Raw genomic sequence first — 21,692 nt, forward strand, 5'->3', positions numbered from 1 at the left:
GCTATGGGCTCATTCGGCAATTGTCAACACGATTGACATTTGCCAGAGCGCTTCCTAGCTTGGCCCCGCCGCCGTGGCTCCGCTATCGTCGGAAACCACGCGCAGGAGGGAGAGCATGACCGGGAAGTTCGAAGCATTGTCGGTGGAGACGCTGCCGAAGCGCCTTGGCGAGACCGCGGCGCTAACCGAGCGCATCGGCAGCGAAATCAGCCGCTGGAAGGTACGCGAGGTCGGCGACGGCAATCTGAACCTCGTCTTCATCGTCGAAGGCGATCAAGGCGCGGCGGTGGTCAAGCAGGCGCTGCCCTATGTGCGGCTGGTCGGCGACAGCTGGCCGCTGCCCTTAAAACGCTCCTTCTTCGAATATCATGCGCTGACCCGGCAGGAGCGCCGTGCGCCCGGCTCGGTGCCGGCGATCTACCATTTCGACGAGAGCCAGGCGCTGATCGTGATGGAGTATCTGGCGCCACCGCACATCATCCTCAGGCGGGCGCTGATCGACGGCCGCGAATTGCCGAATATCGCACGCGACATCGGCCTGTTCATGGCGCGCACACTGTTCCGCGGCTCCGACCTGTCGATGGCAGCAAAGGAGCGCAAGGCCGATCTTGCGCTGTTCGCCGACAATGTCGAACTGTGCGACATCACCGAGAACCTGGTGTTCTCCGACCCTTATTTCGACGCCAAGATGAACCGGCATACCTCACCGCAGCTCGACGGCCTGGTCGCCGAACTGCGCGCCGACCGCGATCTCAAGGTCGAGGCGCAGCGGCTGAAGCATCTGTTCGCCGCCAACGCCGAGACGCTGCTGCATGGCGACCTGCATTCAGGCTCGATCATGGTGACAGGCAGCGAAACCCGGATGATCGATCCGGAATTCGCCTTCTACGGTCCGATCGCCTTCGACGTCGGGATGCTGCTCGCCAATTTCTGGATGGCCTTCTTCTCGCAACGGGGCCACGAGGAGAAAGGCAGCCGCGACTCCATGCGCGCCTATCTGCTCGGCGTCACGGCTGAGACCTGGGCGACTTTCCGCGCCGAGTTCTCGCATCTGTGGCGGACCGAGCGCAGCGGCATGCTCTACCAGCGGAGCCTGTTCGAGGATCAGGGCGACCTGCTCGGCTCCGAGCAGGCGCTCGACCATATGCTGCATTCGATCTGGACCGACCTGCTCGGCTTTGCCGGCATCGAGGTGCACCGGCGCATCCTGGGCCTCGCCCACAATGCCGATTTCGAGACCATTGCCGATCAAGACCTGCGCGCCAGATGTGAAGCCAAGGCCTTGCGCTTCGGACGCCATATCGCCGTCAACCGGCGCCAGATCCACAGCATCGACGAGGTCAACAAGCTGGCCGCGCTGATCGAACAGGAGAAGAGCCTTTGAACGTCGGCGAACGCCACTATCGCACCATCTGGCTCAGCGACGACAAGCGCTCGGTCGAGATCATCGACCAGCGCTGGCTACCGCATGAATTCCGCATCGAGAAGATCGGAAGCGTCGCCGGCATCGCCACCGCGATCCGCGACATGTGGGTGCGCGGCGCCCCGCTGATCGGCGTCACCGCCGCCTATGGCGTCGCCATCCAGATGATGGACGACCCGTCGGACGAAGCGTTCGACGCGGTGTGGGAGACGCTGCATAGGACACGGCCGACGGCGATCAATCTGCGCTGGGCGTTGGACGAGATGCGCCGGCACCTCAAGCCGCTCGCGCCTGCAGAGCGTGCCGAAGCGGCCTACAGACGGGCCGCGGAGATCGCCGACGAGGATGTCGGGCTGAACCGCGCCATCGGCGAAAACGGGCTTGCCATCATCAGGGAGCTTGCGGCACGCAAGCAGCCGGGCGAGCGCGTCAATATCCTCACCCATTGCAATGCCGGCTGGCTGGCGACGGTCGATTATGGCACCGCCACCGCGCCGATCTACCTGGCGACCGAGGCCGGCATTCCGGTGCATGTCTATGTCGACGAGACGAGGCCGCGCAACCAGGGTGCCCAGCTGACCGCCTGGGAGATGGCCGGGCACGGCGTGCCGCATACGCTGATCGTCGACAATGCCGGCGGCCACCTGATGCAGCGCGGCGACATCGACATGGTGATCGTCGGCACCGACCGCACCACCGCCAATGGCGACGTCTGCAACAAGATCGGCACCTATCTCAAGGCTTTGGCCGCCGCCGACAATGACGTGCCCTTCTATGTCGCGCTCCCCTCGCCCACCATCGACTGGACAGTGGCCGACGGGCTAAAGGAAATCCCGATCGAGGAGCGCTCTGGCGACGAGGTTTCGCTGGTCTGGGGGAAGACGGCTGACGGCAAGATCGCGCAGGTGCGGGTCTCACCGGATGCGACCCCGGCGGCGAACCCAGCCTTCGACGTGACGCCGGCAAGGTTGGTGACCGGGCTGATCACCGAGCGCGGCGTGGCCAAGGCCTCGCGCGAGGGGCTGAAGGCGATGTTTCCGGAGCGTGGGTGACTAGCTGATCTCCCCCCAGCTCGTCGTCATTCTCGGGCTTGACCCGAGAATCCATGCCGTGACCTCCGTCGTCGAGCGCAACGATGCAGAATTCTGTGAACTTTGCAAAGCCTTAGCGCCACGGCATGGATCCTAGGGTCTGCGCGCGTCGCTTCGCTCCTTGCTCCGCCCTAGGATTGACGACCGCGATATCGTTGACAATTGACAACACCTTCCTGCCCCTCCATACCTTCGCCGTTAATGTTCTCAGGGCGGGGTGAAAGTCCCCACCGGCGGTAAGGGCGATTTCGACCGCTCAAGCCCGCGAGCGCCTTCTGCGTAAACGGAAGGGTCAGCAGATCCGGTGCGATTCCGGAGCCGACGGTTACAGTCCGGATGGAAGAGAACGTACGCAAGACGGCTCGCTCGCGCGGGCCGCATTTTGCGTCGTGCGTCCTGATTCTGGTTCGAAACGGAAGGAAGGACCCATGAATCAGCATTTCCCCAAAGACCATACTGTCCGTCGTGTCGCCGTCATCCGGGCGCGCTGGCATACCGATATCGTCGACCAATGCGTGACGGCGTTCGAGACAGAGCTTGCCGCGCTCGGCGGCTTTGCCGTCGAGGTCTTCGACGTGCCGGGCGCTTACGAGATTCCGCTGCACGCCAAGACGCTTGCCGAGACCGGCCGTTACGCCGCGATCCTCGGCACCGCCTTCGTCGTCAATGGCGGCATCTACCGGCACGATTTCGTGGCGAGCGCCGTCATTGACGGCATGATGAACGTGCAGCTCGCGACCGGCGTGCCGGTGCTGTCGGCGGTGCTGACGCCGCACAACTACCATGACAGCGCCGAGCACCACCGCTTCTTCCACGAGCATTTCACCGTGAAGGGCAAAGAGGCGGCGAAGGCCTGCGTCGAGATCCTCGCCGCGCGTGCAAGGATCGCTGCGTGAAAGAGCTGCCGGGCGAGGAAACCCGCCCGGCATGCTTCGGTCCGGTTACAGCTTCAGGTCGAAATTGATCTTGAAGATGTGCCCCTGGGCTTGCTTGGCGATCTGCCCGGAATAGGATGCGCCGAGCGTTGCCTTGGGCGACAGGAACACATCGAAGCCGGCTTCCAACGCCAATGCGTCCCTGGCGATCGGCACACCCGCGCCGGCGAAGGACGCCCCGGTATTGAAGGTAAGTGTCGTCGCCGGTTGGACATCGCCGTAGGCGTGCTGCCAGCCGAGCATGCCATGCAAGGCGGTCATGCCCGTCCCGAACCGTGTCGAGGCGCGCAGGCCCAGCGTCGAGAAAGTATTTTGGCTCGACGCACCCTGACTGGCCAAAGCCGAGGTGGTGCCGCCGGTTTCGGCAAAGCCGTTTGCGTCCAGATGGACATAGGCCAGATTGGCGAAAGGTTCGAACGCGCCCAGGCTCGTGTCGAGCTTGTAGGCGAGCTCGCTGAAAGCCTGCGCCGTCTCGGCCTTGTAGCCGGCCGACAACTGTTCGCTGAAGGCCGGGAAGACGACGTTGCGCCGCACGTCGATATCGTGCCAGCCATAGATCGCGCCTGCCCGGAAGCCGAGACCTCCCCATTGCGTGCCGGCATAGAGGCCGAGATCGTAATTGTCGCTGGTGCCGGAGGAAGCGCGGTCGCTGACGTCGAGATTGGTGCGGCTGTAGCCGGCAAGCACGCCGAGCCGCCAGCTTGCCAGCGGAACGTCGGCGCCACCGACGAAGCCAGCGGTCGTGCGGTCGAAGCCGGCGGCATCGCCCGAGCCGCTCGCATTGCCGGTCATCGCAAGCGCCTCGCTCCAGATCACGATGCCGTCGGCAGTGGCAGGCGCGGCATGCAGCCCCGTGGCATCGATGGCGGCGGTGGTCAGGGACACGTCATCCGCATCGAAGGCGGAACGGAGCCGGCGGTTTGCCGAATCCCGGGCGAAGCGGCTGTCGTCGACAAGCGCGCCCATGATGTCGGCATGGACCTCACCGGAAAGCGCGTTCCCGTAGGGGCGCAGATAGCGATAGAAGCCGACGGCCTCCTCGTCCGGATTTCCCTCCAGCGCTTCCCGGTTGAGGATGTACATCGACCAGCCGTCCTTGGTCATGTTGAAGGACAGACCTTCGACCTCCTGCTCGCGGTCGATTTTCAGGTTGCCCAGGTTCTCGACTTCGCCGGTCTTCAGGTTCGCCCGGTAGATGATCTTGTCGTCATTGTCGGTGGAAAAATACATCCAGCCGTCGAGCAGCTTGCCGCCTTGCGCCTGATCGATGGTGTGCGACAGCGGGATGTATTCCTTGAAGCTCCAGTCCGAGAGATTGTAGACGGTTAATTCCGTGGCGTTCTCATAGGCCATGCCGTAGCCGAGGCCGTTCTTGGCGTCGACGGCCACCCAGCTCGCGATGTCATGGATGCCGTGCGGCGGATTGAGCGCAAAGGCTTGGCCGGTGAAGCTCAGGTCGCTGGCGCGGTAGACCGCGAAGACCGGGTTTTCGTACTTGCCGCCGGTGACCGGGTCGCGCTTGCTGGAGTCGAGCGAGATGTAGAGATAGCCGTCGGCATAGTCTATGTCGCCTATGTGATTGAGCCCGATGTCGGAATATTGGGACGGGAGCTCGAGGACATTCGGAATGGCCGGCGAAACCTGCAGGCTGGGATTGTAGTTCTTGTCGGTGCGCTCCAGCACATCGGTGCCGGAGAAATACCAGTTCGTTCCGTCTGTCGTCACACCCTGCTGCTTGGAGACGATCGCGTCGCCCGTGAAGGTCGTCTTCTCGACCATGATCCACGGCTCCACGGCAAAAGCCGGCGCCGACGCCATGACCAGAGCTCCAGTCATAAGAAGGCCGGCCCTGGCTTTGGGAATGCAAGTTGTTGCCGTTCGCTTCGCGGGGCTGGCGCGGGTAATCATCAAGGAAGACATCTTTGTCGCGTTCCTGTTGTATGGCTCGTCGACAAGATTGCGCGCACGACATCGCGCGACGACGGGAGGCGCCGCCGGCGATGTCAGAAGCCCAGTTTTTTGTGGTTCTTCAGGTGCGGTTGCGCGGAATTTTGTCGATCGGCTCTGGCTGCTTTTTCAACGGTGTGCTTACTAGGCGGCGCACGTGACAATCATATGAATAATAGGAATAGTATGAAGATTAACGCTAGCCCCCGGAAGCTCCGGATGCCGCCGTTCATGGCTGGCTCCTCGCATACCGGCTTGCACGGCAGGCTGCTCAACGAGATCGGCCAAAGCATTGTCAGTGGGGAATTCACGCCCGGCGACCAGTTGCCGAACGGCGACGACTGGAGCGCCTCTTATGGCGCCAGCCGCACCGGCCTGCGCGAAGTGATCAAGGTTCTGGCCGGCAAGGGCATGGTGGAGATGCGCCCGCGAACGGGAACGCGGGTGCGCCCGCGCCGGGACTGGAATTTCCTCGACCCGGACGTGCTGATGTGGCGGTTCGGGCCGCGGGCGACGGCCGAAGATGCGCGCTCCCTATTCGAGCTGCGCCGCGCGATCGAGCCGATGGCCGGGGCGCTCGCGGCGGAGCGCGCCACGCCCGAGCAGATAGCCGAGCTGTGGGCAATCCTGGACGAGATGGAAAAGGCCGGCGACGACGGCGAACGCTTCGCTGTCCCCGACCTCGCCTTCCACCAGTCGATCCTGCACATGTCCGGAAACGAGCTGATCGGCTCACTGGCGGCCCTGATCGAGACGGCGCTGATCATCAGTTTTCGGCTTTCCGACGACAATCCGGCCGGGCAGAGTCATTCGCTGAGGCTGCATCGGGAAATCGCCGAGAACATCGAGAGGCGCGATCCGGCAGCCACCAGCAAGGCCCTGATCGCCCTACTGGACGGAGCGGAGGAAGATGTGCGGCTTTCGCTCGCGGCAAGGCAAGGCGGCCGGACATAGCGCCGGCGCGCCTCCTACAGGCTGTAACAAGAATTGCGCCGCGCGGGCCGGCGGGCTGTTGCGATCCGGCGGGATTCCGGCCAGAAGCAATGGACCGCCCGCCCGGGCGGCCTTTTCAAACACGGGCTCGAACCAGATACGGGAGACTATTCGTTGGCTCGCATCACACTGAGACAATTGCTCGACCATGCCGCCGAACATGGCTATGGCGTGCCTGCCTTCAACATGAACAATATGGAACAGGGGCTCGCCATTATGGAGGCGGCGGAGGAGACCAAGTCGCCGGTCATCCTGCAGGCCAGCCGCGGCGCGCGCGCCTATGCCAATGACGTGGTGCTGGCCAAGCTGATCGACGCGCTGGTCGAGATCCATCCCGACATCCCGGTCTGCATGCATCTCGACCACGGCAACAACGAAGCGACCTGCGTCACCGCCATCCAGTACGGCTTCACCTCGGTGATGATGGACGGCTCGCTGAAGGAAGACGGCAAGTCGCCGGCCGACTACGCCTACAATTCCGGCATTACGCGCCGCGTCGTCGACATGGCGCATTGGGGCGGCGTCTCGGTGGAAGGCGAGATCGGCGTGCTGGGCTCGCTGGAGAGCGGCGGCGGCGAGCAGGAAGACGGCCACGGCGTCGAAGGTGCGATCAGCCACGACCAGTTGTTGACCGACCCGGTGCAGGCCGAGCAGTTCGTGCGCGACACGCATGTTGACGCGCTGGCCGTCGCCATGGGCACCAGTCACGGCGCCTATAAATTCTCGCGCAAGCCGGACGGCGCGGTGCTGGCGATGAACGTGATCGAGGAGATCCACCGCCGCCTGCCCAACATGCATCTGGTCATGCACGGCTCGTCCTCGGTGCCGGAGGAACTGCAGGAAATCATCAACAAATATGGCGGCCAGATGAAGCCGACCTGGGGCGTGCCGGTGGAAGAGATCCAGCGCGGCATCAAGCATGGCGTGCGCAAGATCAACATCGACACCGACAACCGCATGGCGCTGACCGGCGCGATCCGCAAGGTGCTGACCGAGAACCCCAGCGAGTTCGATCCGCGCAAATATCTGACGCCGGCGATGGCCGCGATGAAGAAGCTCTGCAAGGAGCGCTTCGAGCAGTTCGGCACCGCCGGCAACGCTTCGAAGATCAAGCCGATCCCGCTGGCCGACATGGCCAAGCGCTACAAGTCGGGCAGCCTCGACCCGAAATTCGGCTGAGCCAACTTTCCCGCGGCCGGTTTTCGGCCGGTCGCGGTAGCCGGCCCTGCCCCGCCTCAGCATCCGCGTGGCGGAACTTCATGCCGGCCAAAACGGTTCCTGCTCTGACGCCTCCCGTGCCCGCTCACAGGGAAGGAGACAACCATGAGCAAGGACCGCGATAGTGAAGGTCCGGTGTTTTCCGGGCAGGACGCGCGACAGGGCGAAATCATCCTGCGCACGCGCACCCGTCGCATCATCTTCATCGCCGGACTGGTCGGCATCGTCGTGCTGGCGCTGGTGCTGAGCATTGCCGTCCGGTGAGGGCGATTCGCGCATGATGGAGTAGCGGCCAGGGAACCATCGGCGGCCAAGCCTAGTTGAGCATTCCAGACGCAACGGAGGGCGCGCTTAGGCTGCCCCGACGGACCATGCTCACGCCGCTTTGCTGCGACATGCCGCTTCATCCGATCTGGCCGGACCTCGTCGCGCGGCTGCTGGTCACGCTGCTTGCAGGCTTCCTCATTGGCCTGAACCGCGAGGCCCGCGGCCATTCCGCCGGGTTGCGGACGACCATCCTGGTCGGCCTTGCGGCCTGCGTCGCAATGGTCCAGGCCAATATGCTGCTCGATGTCTCGGGCAAAGGACCGGACTCCTTCGTGCGCATGGATGTGATGCGTCTTGCGCTCGGCGTGCTCACCGGTGTCGGCTTCATCGGCGGCGGCGCAATTCTGCGGCGCGGCGATCTGGTCACCGGGGTCACCACCGCCGCCACGATGTGGATCATGACCATGATCGGCCTTGCCTTCGGCGGCGGCCAGTACGGCCTCGGCGCGATTGCAACCGTGCTGACGCTGGTGACATTGCAGGCGCTGAAATGGGTCGACCTCAAGATCCGGCGCGATCACAAGGCAATCCTTTCGGTCTCCTGGCCGAAAAACGCGCCGCCCGACCTCGAGGAAATGGTACGGCCGCTTGGCTACAGTGCCCGCTTCGTCGGCATGGAGCACGACGCCGACCGTGAGCGCTTTGTTTATTCCTTCAATATTCAGTGGAAGCAGCCCGACGCTATTCCACCTTCGACCGACGTGCTGACGCTTGTCGGCGAGCATTGCGCGGTCGAGCGCTTCGAGGTGATCGGCGAGAAGCCGTTCTGAGTGTCGTAACGGAGGATGCTTGAAATCGTCCCCGGGCATGAAACTTTCCCGCCCGCGGATGGTTCTGGACAGAGATGGTACTTGTCCATGATCGGTAGGCATTGATGGCCGAACTTTCCCTGACCCGCGGCCGGATGGTCGATGTCCAGATCGCCCAGCGTGGAATTCATGACCGCCGGGTCCTGGAGGCCATGCGGGAGGTTCCACGCGAGGCCTTTGTCGATCCCGATTTCGAGGAATTCGCCTATGAAGACACCCCTCTGCCGATCGGCAAGGGTCAGACGATCTCGCAACCCTTCATGGTCGCCTACATGATCGAAGCCGCCGAGATCGATCCCGGCGACCGCGTTCTCGAGGTTGGTACGGGTTCGGGCTACGCGGCGGCGGTGATGAGTCGTGTTGCGGCCAGCGTCTACACGATAGAGCGCCATGCGATGCTCGCCGAGATCGCCCGGCAGCGGTTCGAACGCCTCGGTTACGACAATATCGAGGTTCGCGCCGGCGACGGCACCAAGGGATGGAGCGACGCCGCTCCGTTCGATGCCATATTGGTGGCCGCAGCCGGTCCCGGCGCGCCGCTGGCGCTTCAGGAACAACTCGATGTCGGTGGCCGTCTGGTGATCCCCGTCGGCAAGGAGGTCGACGACCAGCGGCTGCTGAAGGTCACCCGAACCGGCGCAACGACCTACGAGGAGGAAGACCTCGGTGGCGTGCAGTTCGTTCCGCTCATCGGCGAAGAAGGTTGGGCGGAACGGCCTCGATATGAAGACGATCGACCGGCGGTGGTCACGCCGCAACCGCGCGAAAGAAGCCTGCCGGAGATGATCGCGGTCGCCGCCGAGCCGCTGCCGGATTTCGAAGATCCGGCCTTCGGCGATCTGTTCGACCGCTTCGCGGACCGGCGTGTTGTCCTTCTCGGCGAGGCCAGTCACGGCACCTCCGAATTCTACAGGGCGCGCGGCGCGATCACGCGTCGGCTCATCGAAAAGCATGGCTTCAGCATCGTCGCGGTTGAAGCGGACTGGCCGGATGCCGCGGCCATTGACCGCCATGTCCGCCATCGACCGCCGCGCGCGGCCACAGAGCCGCCGTTCCAGCGCTTTCCCACATGGATGTGGCGCAACACCGATGTCGACGCATTCGTCGGCTGGATGCGGGATCACAATGGAGGTCTCGACGATGTAAACCGCCGGGCCGGCTTTTATGGTCTCGATATCTACAATATGAGCGCGTCGATTGCGGCCGTCCTGCGCTATCTCGACCAGGTCGATCCGGAAGCCGCCGCCGCTGCGCGGCAACGCTATGGCTGCCTGACTCCGTGGCAGAAAGAGCCTTCCACATACGGGCGCGCCGTGCTCACCGCCGGTTATCGCAAATGCGAACAAGCCGTGCTGGAGCAATGTCAGGAGCTGCTTGCAAGACAGCTCGACTACGCTCGACAGGACGGCGCCGACTTTCTCGATGCCACGCAGAATGCAAGGCTGATCGCAGCTGCCGAACGCTACTATCGCATCATGTATTACGGCGGGGCGGAATCCTGGAATCTCCGCGACACGCACATGTTCGAGACGCTAGAGCATCTGCTCGAGGCGCGCGGCTCGGAGTCAAAGGCCGTCGTCTGGGCCCACAACTCGCATATCGGCGATGCCCGCTTCACCGAGATGGGAACGATCAGGCAGGAGTTGAACATCGGCCAGCTCTGCCGCGAGCGCTTCGGCGACCAAGTGGCGCTGATCGGCTTCGGCACCCATTCCGGAACGGTAGCCGCGGCTTCGGATTGGGACGATCCGATGCAGGTCATGCGGGTGCGCCCTTCGCATGCGGACAGCTACGAACGGCTCTGCCACGACAGCGGGGTGTGGCGGTTCCTGCTCGATATGGACCGCGACGCCGCGCTGAGACATCGCCTGCTGGAGCGGCGGCTGGAGCGCTTCATCGGCGTGATCTACAGGCCGGAAACCGAACTGCGCAGCCACTATGCCGATGCCTCGCTGCCGCGGCAGTTCGACGCCTTTGTCTGGTTCGACAAGACGAAAGCGGTGACGCCGCTTGGGCCGGAGCATGCCCGGACCGGTGTACCCGAAACCTATCCGTTCGGACTTTGACGATGTCGGAGTCTCGGAACACAGCGGTGGCCAAACACGCTCGGGAACATTCGCTTCGACCAATCAGTTCCTCATCCAGCAAATCTTGGAAGGAGCCTGCCATGAGCACCAAGCATCTCAAATCGCGCAAACCGAGCGACGCCGATCTGGAAAACAATCCAGGCATCGGAACGTCAAAGGGCAGCATCAAGGAAGGCGATGATCTCGAGCTCGGCGAGAACACGACCGAAGGCGACGTCGAGAACGACACAACGGCCAGCGGCGGCATCAATCCGCGGCAAAAAATGCGCACGAACAAATAGCGTCTAAGCCGGGCGAACGCCTCACATATCCGTTTTTGGCTCTTCCGCGTCGGCGCGAACGAGCTTGATGTCGGCCGCCAGGCGCCGATGTCTTCGCGGCGCAGCGCCGCCGCCATCATGTCCGCCGGTTCCTGCCCTCCCCTATTTTTTTAATCTACCAGTCCAGCTCTTGAACGTCGTTCATTTTTCTCTTGAACGCGGTTCACAATGTGCTATGTTGCGCATCTGAACAATGTTCAAGGATTGTATCCGGCCTGAAACAGACCGGCGCCGGTCCGGCTTAACGCTGAAACGAAAGGGATCATATCGATGCTCGCCGACAGCCAAGCCCGCAAACAGTCACGTGCCTGGAAGGCCTGGAGACCGATCGTGGACGACAGATTCCAGGCGCCGAGAACAAGAAACAAATGGTTCGGATTGAATCGCAGTAACGAAGCTTAACGGCTTCCCGATAAACAAGGCTCAAACCGCGCAAGTGTCCGCTCAATCCAATCGGATTGCCAGCCGGGACTTGCCCAATGGAAATTGCCATGAACACCCATCTGATGATGTCGCGGCGCTTCGCGCCTCTCTTCTGGACGCAATTCCTCTCAGCCTTCAATGACAATTTCCTGAAGAACACGCTGGTGTTCCTCATTCTCTTCACTCTTGCCAAGGACCAGGCCGCGTCGCTGGTGACGCTGGCGGGCGCTGTCTTCATGGCGCCCTTCCTGCTGCTGTCGGCGCTTGGCGGCGAGATCGCCGACCGCTTCGACAAGGCGCTGATCGCGCGGCGGCTGAAGTTCACCGAGATCGCCGCGGCCGCCGTAGCCGTCGCCGGCATCGCGCTGTCGTCGATCCCGGTGCTGATGACGGCGCTATTGATGTTCGGCACCATCTCGGCGCTGTTCGGGCCGATCAAATACGGCATCCTGCCCGATCACCTCGAACGCAAGGAACTGCCCAAGGCCAATGCCTGGATCGAGTCGGCCACCTTCGCAGCGATCCTCGGCGGCACCATCGCCGGCGGCGTCGTCTCCGCCGATGGCATCGGCGTTTGGGTGTTCGGACCGATCATGATGGCGCTGGCCGTCGGCTGCTGGTTAGTCAGTCGTTACATCCCGTCCACCGGTTCGGCCGCGCCCAATCTTGCCATCGACAAGAACATCTTCCGCTCGACCTGGCGGCAGGTCGCCGACTTGCGCACCGACACGCGCATCTGGCGTGCCGGCCTGATGACCTCCTGGTTCTGGCTGGTCGGCGCGATCGTGCTGTCGATCCTGCCGACGCTGATCAAGGATTCGCTCGGCGGCAACGAGATCGCCGTCACCGCCTATCTTGCCGTGTTCGCCGTCTCGATCGCCGTCGGCTCGGCCATCGCCGCCTGGATGTCGCAAGGGCGCATGGTGCTGCTGCCCGCGCCGGTCGGCACCGCGCTGCTGGCGCTGTTCGGCCTGCATCTTGCCTGGACCATCGGCAGCATGCAGCCCTCGCCGAAGTCCGAGACGCTTGCCGCCTTCTTCGCCGGGCCCAACACCATCCGTGTCGCCATCGACCTCGCCGGCATGGCCATCGCCGCCGCCTTCCTGGTGGTGCCGACCTTTGCCGCCGTGCAGGCCTGGTCGCCGGAAGCGCGCCGCGCCCGCGTCGTGGCCGCCGTCAGCATCGTCAATGCGGGCTTCATGACCGTCGGCGGCATCCTCGTCGCCGCTATCCAGGCAGCCGGCGTCTCGATCGCAGGCATCCTGTTCGGCCTTGTCGCAGCCAATGCCATCGCCGCCTGGCTGATGCTGAAATACCTGCCGACCAATCCGTTCCGCGACTTCGTGTCCATCCTGTTTCGCGCCTTCCTGCGCCTGGAGATCGAGGGCATCGAAAACCTCAAGGCGGCCGGCAAGGCGCCGATCCTGGCGCTCAACCATGTCAGCTTCCTCGACGGTCCGCTGGCGCTGACCCTGACCGACGAGGAACCAGTCTTCGCCATCGACTATACGATCGCACAGGCCTGGTGGATGAAGCCGTTCATGAAGCTTGCTCGCGCCTTGCCGCTCAATCCGGCGAAGCCTATGTCGACCCGCACGCTGATCAAGATCGTGCAGGGCGGCGACCCGCTGGTCATCTTCCCGGAAGGCCGCATCACCGTCACCGGCGGCCTGATGAAGGTCTATGACGGCGCGGCCATGGTGGCCGACAAGACCAGCTCGATGGTGGTGCCGGTGCGCATCGAGGGGCTGGAGAAGAGCTACTTCTCGCGGCTGACCGCGCAGCATGTGCGCCGCCGCCTGTTCCCGAAGGTCAAGGTGACCATACTGGAGCCGGTGAAACTCGAAGTCGCGCAGGAACTGAGGGGCCGCCAGCGTCGCGCCGCCGCCGGCTCCGCGCTCTACCAGGTGATGTCGGACCTCGTCTTCCGCACCCAGGATATCGGCAAGACGGTGCTGGAGAAGATCATCGAGACCGCCAACGAGCGCGGCATGAAGGAGCTCGCCGTACAGGATCCGGTCGCCGGGTCGCTGAGCTACGGCAAGCTGCTGACGGCCGCCGCCGTGCTCGGTGAGAAGTTCGAGCACCTCTATGCCGGCCAGCAGACATTGGGCATCATGCTGCCCAACGCCAACGGCGCCTGCGCGGCACTTCTCGGCGTGATGTCGGCCGGCAAGGTTCCCGCGATGATCAACTTCACCGCGGGTGCGGCGAACATCCTGTCGGCCTGCAAGGCGGCCGAGGTGCGCACCGTGCTCACCTCCCGCGCCTTCGTCGAACAGGCAAAGCTCGGGCCGGTGGTGCAGGAGATCGGCCGTTCGGTCGACATCGTCTGGCTCGACGACCTGCGGGCCACGATCGGCCTCAAGGACAAGCTGCTCGGCGTGTTGCGCAAGACGACGCCTCGAGTGGCTCGCAAGGCGGACGATCCGGCCGCGATCCTGTTCACCTCAGGCTCGGAAGGCACGCCCAAGGGCGTGGTGCTCACCCACCGCAACATCCTGGCCAATGCCGCCCAGGCAGCCTCGCGCATCGACTTCCATTCGGGCGACAAGGTGTTCAACGTGCTGCCGATCTTCCACTCCTTCGGCATGACGGCGGGCACGGTGCTGCCGCTGATCTCCGGGGTGCCGGTCTATTTCTACCCCTCGCCGCTGCACTACCGCATCGTGCCGGAACTGATCTATGCCTCGAACGCCACGATCATCTTCGGCACTGACACCTTCCTCTCCGGCTATGCCCGCACGGCACATCCTTACGACTTCCGTTCGGTGCGCTACTGCTTCGCCGGCGCCGAGCCGGTCAAGGCCGCGACGCGCACGACTTATATGGAGAAATTCGGCCTACGCATCCTGGAAGGCTATGGCGTGACCGAGACCGCGCCGGTGATCGCCATCAACACGCCGATGTACAACAAGTCGGGCAGCGTCGGCAAAATCATGCCTGGCATGGAGTATCGGCTGCAGCCGGTGCCCGGCGTCGACGAAGGCGGCCGGCTCTTCGTGCGCGGCCCCAACGTCATGGCCGGCTATTTGCGCACCGAGAATCCGGGCGTGATCGAGCCGCTCGCGGATGGCTGGCATGACACCGGCGACGTCGTGACAGTCGACGATGCGGGCTTCATCTCGATCCGCGGCCGCGCCAAGCGCTTCGCCAAGATCGGCGGCGAGATGGTCTCGTTGGCCGCGGTCGAGGCGCTGGCCGGCGAGCTCTGGAAAGGCTCGCTGTCGGCCGTGGCCACGATGCCGGACGCCCGCAAGGGCGAGAAGCTGATCCTGATCACGGAAGCGCCCAGCGCGACCCGCGCGGACTTCCTGGCCTTCGCCAAGGCGAACGGCGCCATGGACCTGATGGTGCCGGCCGAAGTGCGCGTCGTGGCGAAAGTGCCGGTGCTCGGTTCCGGCAAGCTCGACTTTGCCGGCGTGACCAGGATGGTGCGCGGCGAGGAAGACCTGAAGGTCAAGGCCGCCTGACCCGGGCGTGCGAACAGGCCGGCAACAAGCTCCGGCCTGTTCATTGCCAATCGCTGGCGTTCCGTGTCAAATCCCGCCTTCGAGGGCAAGGGCATGACGCTGGAACTCTGGGACAGACGGCTGGAGCGCAGCAAGGAGGAGCTGCTCCCCCCGCCCGCGCTTCGGCCTCGATCTCCGAAATCGGGAGCGGGTTCGCACGGTGGTGCATTAGAGGAACTAGCTGACTGTCCGAGCTATCACGGTCCAGCCAAACGCACTTTCTTCACGAGACGGCATGGCAAGACCTCTTGATACACTTGCGCCCTATACTCAGAAACGATCCTTCAAAGTCCAGACTTCATATCGGCACTGTGCCTGTGGAAATGTTGACTCTTTGCTGCTATCCAAGGTTGATGGATAAAGGGGGTGCATATTGCCTGAGTCGACGATACCGGAAATTCTGGATGGGGGACTGCGACTCATCCAGGCTGATGTTTCGAACGCACTCGATTTGGTGGACGACGGTTCAGTCCAGCTTGCTCTGACGTCGCCGCCGTACAATCTCCGAAAAATTTACGAGCGCGATAGAGCTATGTCCCTTGAGGAATACGTGGACTGGCTCACTCCGGTTGTCGACAAAATTTGCAAAAAAATCACTACCAGTGGAAGTGTTTGCTGGCAGGTTGGGAACTTCCTGCGCGACGGAGAAGTATTCCCACTTGATTATTATTTCTATAATATGTTTGCTAGCAGAAATTTTAAACTCCGAAATAGAATAATTTGGAAGTTTAATTTCGGACTACACGCAACAAAGCGACTCTCGGGTAGGTATGAAACCTTGCTTTGGTTTACTAAATCCGATGAGTATTTATTCAATCTCGATCCGATCCGGGTTCCACAACTGTATCCAGGGAAACGCCATGCGGCTCGAAAGGGTGAGGCCAAGGCCGGAAAGCCAAGCGGCAACCCGCTTGGTAAGAACCCCTCAGACTTCTGGACGTTTTCAGCCGATGATTGCTTCAGCGAAAACCCAATCTGGGAAATTCCAAACGTGAAGGCGAATCATCCCGAGTATACTTCTCATCCTTGCCAGTTTCCGCATGAGCTCGCGGAACGCTGCGTATTGGCCTTTTCCAAAGTCGGCGACGTTGTTCTTGACCCTTTTGTCGGCGCCGGTACGACCGCCATAGCAGCGATCAAGGCGGACCGTGTTGCGATCGGCATCGACCGCAGTAAAGAATATGTCGATCTCACGCATCAGCGGGTTAAAGCGCTTCGCGCTGGAACGCTAGAACTGAGGCGGTCTGGAATTGAAGTGAGAAAGCCCCTGGCCGACGAGAAAGTCAGCCAAGTGCCTGGCGAATGGTCCGAAGCGGCGGAATGATGGCAAAGACGCCCCAGAAGCCCGGCAAGGGAAAAAAGGCCAAAAAACCAACACTGTCGCCCGCCGAAAAGGCGTTCAATAAGCTCAAGGCCGATCATCGCTCAGCCATCAGATCTTCTTTCCGATACGCTGGCTTCCAACGCCTCGCAGGGCTCAGTGATCGGGAATTTACCTTTGAGAATCAGAAATCAGACCTCGACGACGTTTTCGTCTACGAGAACGTCATCATTTTGGCCGAATATACGTGCTCCCAACCATCAGGTGTTGGGGAGCATTTGAAAAATAAAAAGATAATCTACGACAAGATCTTAGCAAATCCGACGGGTTTTCTGAAACTCCTTCGCGACGAGTTTCCAGCTGGCGCTGGCCAGTTGGCGCCTCAATATCATCCTCAACAGACGATTGTGAAGATCGTTTATTGCTCAAGATATGACTTTGACGAGAAATATCGGACCAACGTTCCTGGCCCAATTTATATGGACTATCCTGCGGTCCGATACTTCGCGGCAGTTACTGACGCGGTCCGCAAATCGTCTCGTTTCGAATTAATGCACTTTATGGGTATCGCCGCAGCCCAAGTGGGTTTGAATGGCAAAATTGAAATTAGCACGGGCTCGAAAGATTATGCTGGGTCTCTTCTTCCTGAGGCACACTCGCACTTTGACGATGGCTTTAAGATCGTCACCTTCTATGCGGACCCCGAGGCGCTGCTTCGGACCGCGTACGTACTGCGGAAGGACGGCTGGAGGGACTCTTACAATCTCTATCAGAGGATGATTTCCAAACTCAAGATTGAGGCGATACGCTCTTACTTGAAGAAGCAGAAGCGTGTTTTCATCAACAATATCATCGTGACTTTACCACCTGAAGTAAAACCCCTGGATAAAGAACTAGAAACAGTCGACACCTCTACACTTACGAAAACTGCCGCGGTAACCATTAAGCTTCCGGACAAGCCGAATAGTATTGGTATCATAGACGGACAGCATCGCGTCTTTGCTTATCACGAAACGGCGGATGATGACCCTCAGATCGCTCAGCTAAGGGTCCAGCAAAATTTACTTGTAACTGGATTGATATATCCGACTGACTTACCTGCAACTGAACGAGAAAAATTCGAGGCTAGATTATTCCTAGAGATTAACTCAACACAGACCAACGCAAAGTCACATCTTAAGCAAGCTATTGGATTGGTGTTGGATCCATTTGCCAGCGAATCTATCGCAACTCGCGTGCTTTCCCAATTGGCGAAGTCAGGGCCTTTGCAGGGTGTCGTCGAGCAATATTTCTTTGATACTAACAAACTCAAGACATCCTCGATTGTCAGCTTCGGTCTGCGGCCACTCGTGAAAACGAGCGGCAACGACTCGTTATTTTCGATCTGGACCCATGCGGCACGTGAAGATGTTGCAAAGGGCGTCAACGACGACGCGTTGGCCGAATATGTATCTTTCTGTGTCGCGACCATCAATAAGGTACTGATTGCTATCAGGAAAAACCTGTCCGCGGGCCGGTGGACGACAGATGCAAAGGTGGCGAAGCGTGTTCTTGCGACGACCTACGTAAACAGCTTCTTAATAACTATCCGTTTGCTCATAGAGAAACAGAAATCGTTGACTGACGACTATCTAGAAAAGGCGTTCTCAGGCATCGACGACTTTAATTTCGGCGCGTATCATTCCAGCCAATATAAGCGAATGGCTGAGCAAATAGTCGAGACGCACTTCAGCTCATAACTTGGTTGCTGCGCGCCGTAAAAAGGTTTCGATCCTGGTGCGGACGACCGCAATGATGTGGAGCATTTGCCGAGGCTGCTCGATCCTTCCAGCCTCACGGAAACTCACGCCTCACCAATGGAAAGCATGCAGCTCCTGCCCGACTTGTGGGGAGTTCAACCGCTCACCCGCAAGCCGATTAGCAGGCTAAGCTTCACATGTTCGCCGCCATCGGGCACACGATCACTTCGTTGACGTCGACTCCGTCGGGTTGCTCGAGCGCAAAGCGGATCGCCCGGGCTATGGCGTCCGGGTTCAGCGACTTTTGCCGTCGCTCTTTCGAAGCTGCCACCTGAAGATCGTTGATGTCGTCGCCCCATTCGGTCGCAATGACGCCGGCCTGGATCGCAGGAGGTTTCGCGAGTGACCGATCGGCTCAGGCCGCGTATCTTGCCATTGCCGGCTGCCTCGACCATTGCGCGTACCAGGTGTCGAAGAGCTTGAGTTGCTGCTCGGCATAACCGCGCTGGCTGTCGCTCAGCGCGTCCGTCTCGTTGAAGTGCAGCCTGTATTCGGGATTACCCTTCAACACCATCATGTGCTTGAAATAGAGCACGAGGTCCGGTCCCTCGTCGAAAGAGGACAGCACGGCCAGTGCCGCGTCCAATTCCTGCGCCAGCCGGCGCGCTTCGGCATCTCCTTGCGCCGCCGCCTGGCTGAGGCCCACCAGATGCAGCACTTCCTTGGGCAGGACATTGCCGATGCCGGTGATGGCGCCGGACGCACCGCAATTGACGAAACCGTGGAAGACGGCGGTATCGACACCGATCATCAGCGCAACGTCATCGTCGCGGCTGGTGATGTTCTCCGCCGCGTAGCGCAAATCCGCCGGGCCGCCGAACTCCTTGAAGCCGACCAGGTTCGGATGCTCGGCGCGCAGCGCGAAGAAGAGGTCGGCGCGCGTGGCAAAGCCGTAATAGGGACTGTTGTAGATGACGGCCGGCAGGTCGGGCGCGGCGGCAAGGATTGCCTTGAAGTGGTGGCGCTGCGCGCTGACCGAGGGGCCGCGCGACAAGACGCGCGGGATGACCATCAGGCCCCGGGCGCCGACCTTTTGCGCATGGGCGGCGTGCGTCACGGCGCTGGCGGTGTTGACCGCGCCGGTGCCGACGATCACCGGAACGCCGGCCTTCACCAGGCGCTCGACGCCTTCCATGCGCTGCGCGTCGTTCAGCAGCGGCCAGTCGCCCATGGAGCCGCAATAGACGACGGCCGACATGCCGGCGGCAATCAGCTCGCGCCCCTTGCGCACCAGCGCGTCGAAGTCGGGAAGTCGGTCATCGGTGCAAGGCGTCATCAGCGCCGGCATGCAGCCGGAAAAAACATTGGCGGGCATCTTCGAAGTCTCCTTGAGGCAGGCATGCGGAATGACCAGTTTGGCCCGACGCAGCACCGCTTGCCAAGCGGATAGTCGCTTTTCCGGCTGAAGCGAGCCTCAAACGGTCACCACGATCTTGCCGAACTGTTCGCCTGCTTCCAGAAAACGATGCGCCTCGGCGATCTTCTCGAACGGAAAGGTCTTCGCAATGACCGGCTTCAGCGCGCCTGAGGCGAGGCCGTCGAGGATGAAGGCCTTGGCGGCTTCAAGCCGGGCGGGATCGCCGGTGATCTCGTGGACGAGGTAGCCGCGCAGCGTCAGCGTCTTCGCCAGGACATCGGGCAGCGGGAACGGCGTCGGCTCGGGGCTGAGGCCGCCATATTCGATGAGAATGCCGCCGCGCGCCATCGCGGCCGTCAGCGGCGTGAAGATCGGACCGCCGACCGCGTCGAGGACGACGCGCACGCCTTGCGGTGCGATCTCCGTCAGCCTCGCTTCGATATCCTCCTCGGCCAAGGCCACCACATGCGCCGCGCCGGCATCGAGCAACGCCGTCTTCTTGGCCGATGTCCGAGTGATGGCGATCGGCACTGCGCCTATTCTGCTGGCGATCTGGATGGCGGCAAGCCCGACGCTGCTCGACGCGGCGGTGATGACGAGAGGCTCGTCAGGGCCGAGACGCGCGATATCGACAAGCGCGCCATAGGCGGTGAGATATTGCATCCATGTCGCGGCGGCGGCTTCGAACGAAAGCGATGGCGGATGTTTCACCACAAGCTCGGCCGGAAAATTCACCAGCTGGCCATAGGCCGGCCAGCGCGCCATCGAGCGCGGCGGGATGATGCTGACCACATCGCCTTGCGTGATGCCTTCCACGCCGGCTCCCACCGCCTCGACGATCCCCGCCGCTTCGAGGCCGAGGCCGGACGGCAGCGTCGGCGTCTCGATGTAAGAGCCGCTGCGCATCGAGGCTTCGGCGCGGTTCAAGCCCAGCGCCCTGACGCGGATCCGCACCTCGCCGGGGCCTGGCGACGGAACATCCATATCTTCGATGCGAAGCACCTCGGGACCGCCGTGACTGTGAAAGCGAACAACCCTTGCCATCCTGAAACTCCAAACCGAACCGATGGAATGGACTATGCAGCGGTATCGAGAACCGATAAATCGCCACGCAGGCAGAACAGTCGAAACATTTGGTTTTGAATATGGATCGCCTCGAAAGCATGGAAGTGTTCGTCAAAGCTGTCGATCTCGGCTCGTTCGCGGCCGCCGCGGCGGCGCTCGACCTGTCGGGGCCGATGGTCGGCAAGCATGTCCGCTTCCTCGAAGAGCGGCTCGGCATGCGGCTCATCAACCGCACCACGCGCCGGCAGAGCCTAACCGATTTCGGGCGCGCTTATTACGAGCGCTGCCGGATCGTGCTGGCCGAAGCGCAAGCGGCCGATGCATTGGCAGCCGACCAGTTGTCCGAGCCGCGCGGCACACTGCGCGTGACGATGCCGGCGCATTTCGGTCGCCACTGCGTCACGCCGATCCTAATCGAGCTGGCACGGCGTTATCCGACGCTGGAATTGGACCTGTCGCTCAGCGATCGCTTCGCCGACCTCGTCGAGGACGGTTTCGACCTGGCGATCCGTACCGGCACGCTGGACGACAGGGCCGGCATCATCGCGCGCCGCGTCGCGCGCCAGCGCATGATCGTCTGCGCGTCGCCGTCCTACATCGAAAGCTTCGGCCGACCGCTTCGGCCCGAAGACATCGCCAGCCATCAGGCGATCGTCTACCGGCGGCTCGGCCACGTGCTGCAGCCATGGTTGTTTACGCGCGACGATGACTCGGTGACGCAGATCGCCCCCGCCGGCCGGCTGCGGCTCGACGACCTCGACGCCATCGCCGATGCGGCAACCGACGGCATGGGACTGGCCTGGCTGCCATACTGGCTGGTGCGACAACGCGTCGAGGGCGGCACACTGGTCCGCCTGCTGCCTGAGCAACGGGACTATCTCTACGACTGCCATGCGCTCCGGCTGCAGGCGCCGCATCTGCCGCTGAAAGTGCGGCTGGCCATCGACGCGCTGGCGGCGGGATTGCCGAAGATGATGAGCTAGTGGCGCTGCACAGGGACTTTGACCGGTCGGCTCTGTTTGCGTTGGCAGGCGGCATGCCTTGGAGATTGGCCGAAACGCCCAT

General features: G+C 62.0%; 16 protein-coding genes, 1 pseudogene and 1 riboswitch. Of the genes and pseudogenes, 13 read left to right on the forward strand and 4 right to left on the reverse strand.

From position 1 onward, the window contains the following. Nucleotides 1–115 precede the first annotated feature (115 nt). The 3 genes from mtnK (at nt 116) to FJW05_RS18715 (ending at nt 3,410) form a co-directional block, all read left to right on the forward strand. Entirely contained in the window at nt 116–1,384 is a 1,269-nt protein-coding gene (gene mtnK / locus FJW05_RS18705; RefSeq protein ID WP_140634704.1) for an S-methyl-5-thioribose kinase, read from the forward strand. Further along, nucleotides 1,381–2,475, forward strand: coding sequence for an S-methyl-5-thioribose-1-phosphate isomerase (mtnA, locus tag FJW05_RS18710; protein WP_140634706.1), 1,095 nt, complete (start codon nt 1,381–1,383; stop codon nt 2,473–2,475). Before mtnK ends, mtnA begins: the two co-directional genes overlap by 4 nt. Nucleotides 2,476–2,713: 238 nt before the next feature. Continuing rightward, nucleotides 2,714–2,866, forward strand: a riboswitch (FMN riboswitch). Between the two features lie 76 nt (nt 2,867–2,942). Continuing rightward, nucleotides 2,943–3,410 (forward strand): 6,7-dimethyl-8-ribityllumazine synthase, encoded by a 468-nt coding sequence (locus FJW05_RS18715; RefSeq protein ID WP_140634708.1) that lies wholly within the window; start codon nt 2,943–2,945, stop codon nt 3,408–3,410. Between the two features lie 45 nt (nt 3,411–3,455). On the opposite strand, the gene FJW05_RS18720 is transcribed toward FJW05_RS18715, so the two are convergent. Then, nucleotides 3,456–5,267, reverse strand: coding sequence for an autotransporter domain-containing protein (locus FJW05_RS18720; protein ID WP_181164994.1), 1,812 nt, complete (start codon nt 5,265–5,267; stop codon nt 3,456–3,458). Nucleotides 5,268–5,627: 360 nt separating this feature from the next. On the opposite strand from FJW05_RS18720, the gene FJW05_RS18725 reads away from it, so the two are divergent. From FJW05_RS18725 to FJW05_RS18765, 9 genes are all read left to right on the forward strand, one after another. Beyond that, nucleotides 5,628–6,350, forward strand: a complete 723-nt coding sequence (locus FJW05_RS18725; protein ID WP_246673521.1) for a FadR/GntR family transcriptional regulator — start codon at nt 5,628–5,630, stop codon at nt 6,348–6,350. 153 nt (nt 6,351–6,503) lie between these two features. Continuing rightward, on the forward strand, nt 6,504–7,568 hold the full coding sequence (fba, locus tag FJW05_RS18730; protein WP_095768796.1) for a class II fructose-bisphosphate aldolase: 1,065 nt from the start codon (nt 6,504–6,506) through the stop codon (nt 7,566–7,568). Between the two features lie 144 nt (nt 7,569–7,712). Further along, the gene (locus FJW05_RS18735; protein WP_140634712.1) at nt 7,713–7,871 is read left to right on the forward strand and encodes a peptide ABC transporter permease; all 159 of its coding nucleotides are present in this window, start codon (nt 7,713–7,715) and stop codon (nt 7,869–7,871) included. Nucleotides 7,872–7,978: 107 nt separating this feature from the next. Next, the gene (locus tag FJW05_RS18740) at nt 7,979–8,704 is read left to right on the forward strand and encodes an MgtC/SapB family protein (protein ID WP_140634713.1); all 726 of its coding nucleotides are present in this window, start codon (nt 7,979–7,981) and stop codon (nt 8,702–8,704) included. A 104-nt stretch (nt 8,705–8,808) separates the two neighbouring features. Continuing rightward, the gene (locus FJW05_RS18745; RefSeq protein ID WP_140634715.1) at nt 8,809–10,809 is read left to right on the forward strand and encodes a protein-L-isoaspartate(D-aspartate) O-methyltransferase; all 2,001 of its coding nucleotides are present in this window, start codon (nt 8,809–8,811) and stop codon (nt 10,807–10,809) included. 101 nt (nt 10,810–10,910) lie between these two features. Beyond that, nucleotides 10,911–11,111 carry a hypothetical protein gene (locus tag FJW05_RS18750; protein ID WP_095768799.1) on the forward strand — a complete coding sequence of 67 codons (201 nt, stop codon included), beginning with the start codon at nt 10,911–10,913 and terminating at the stop codon, nt 11,109–11,111. Between the two features lie 530 nt (nt 11,112–11,641). Next, nucleotides 11,642–15,046, forward strand: coding sequence for an acyl-[ACP]--phospholipid O-acyltransferase (locus FJW05_RS18755; protein WP_140634717.1), 3,405 nt, complete (start codon nt 11,642–11,644; stop codon nt 15,044–15,046). 412 nt (nt 15,047–15,458) lie between these two features. Beyond that, nucleotides 15,459–16,409 carry a site-specific DNA-methyltransferase gene (locus tag FJW05_RS18760; protein WP_140634719.1) on the forward strand — a complete coding sequence of 317 codons (951 nt, stop codon included), beginning with the start codon at nt 15,459–15,461 and terminating at the stop codon, nt 16,407–16,409. Next, nucleotides 16,406–18,145 (forward strand): DGQHR domain-containing protein, encoded by a 1,740-nt coding sequence (locus tag FJW05_RS18765; RefSeq protein WP_181164995.1) that lies wholly within the window; start codon nt 16,406–16,408, stop codon nt 18,143–18,145. The genes FJW05_RS18760 and FJW05_RS18765 overlap by 4 nt, the downstream gene beginning before the upstream one ends. A 193-nt stretch (nt 18,146–18,338) precedes the next feature. Here the strand turns inward: FJW05_RS18765 and FJW05_RS18770 are convergent. The 3 genes and pseudogenes from FJW05_RS18770 to FJW05_RS18780 form a co-directional block, all read right to left on the reverse strand. Then, nucleotides 18,339–18,446, reverse strand: a pseudogene (locus FJW05_RS18770) (oxidoreductase); the annotation flags it as partial. 114 nt (nt 18,447–18,560) lie between these two features. Then, entirely contained in the window at nt 18,561–19,520 is a 960-nt protein-coding gene (locus FJW05_RS18775) for a dihydrodipicolinate synthase family protein (RefSeq protein WP_140634722.1), read from the reverse strand. Between the two features lie 99 nt (nt 19,521–19,619). Continuing rightward, the gene (locus FJW05_RS18780) at nt 19,620–20,606 is read right to left on the reverse strand and encodes a zinc-dependent alcohol dehydrogenase family protein (protein WP_140634724.1); all 987 of its coding nucleotides are present in this window, start codon (nt 20,604–20,606) and stop codon (nt 19,620–19,622) included. Nucleotides 20,607–20,707: 101 nt separating this feature from the next. Here FJW05_RS18780 and FJW05_RS18785 point away from each other — a divergent pair, with 101 nt between their 5' ends. Next, complete coding sequence (locus FJW05_RS18785) at nt 20,708–21,610, forward strand: LysR family transcriptional regulator (protein WP_140634726.1); 903 nt, start codon at nt 20,708–20,710, stop codon at nt 21,608–21,610. Nucleotides 21,611–21,692 lie beyond the last annotated feature (82 nt).

The organism is Mesorhizobium sp. B2-9-1 (genome assembly GCF_006439455.1).
Taxonomy (GTDB): Bacteria; Pseudomonadota; Alphaproteobacteria; order Rhizobiales; family Rhizobiaceae; genus Mesorhizobium.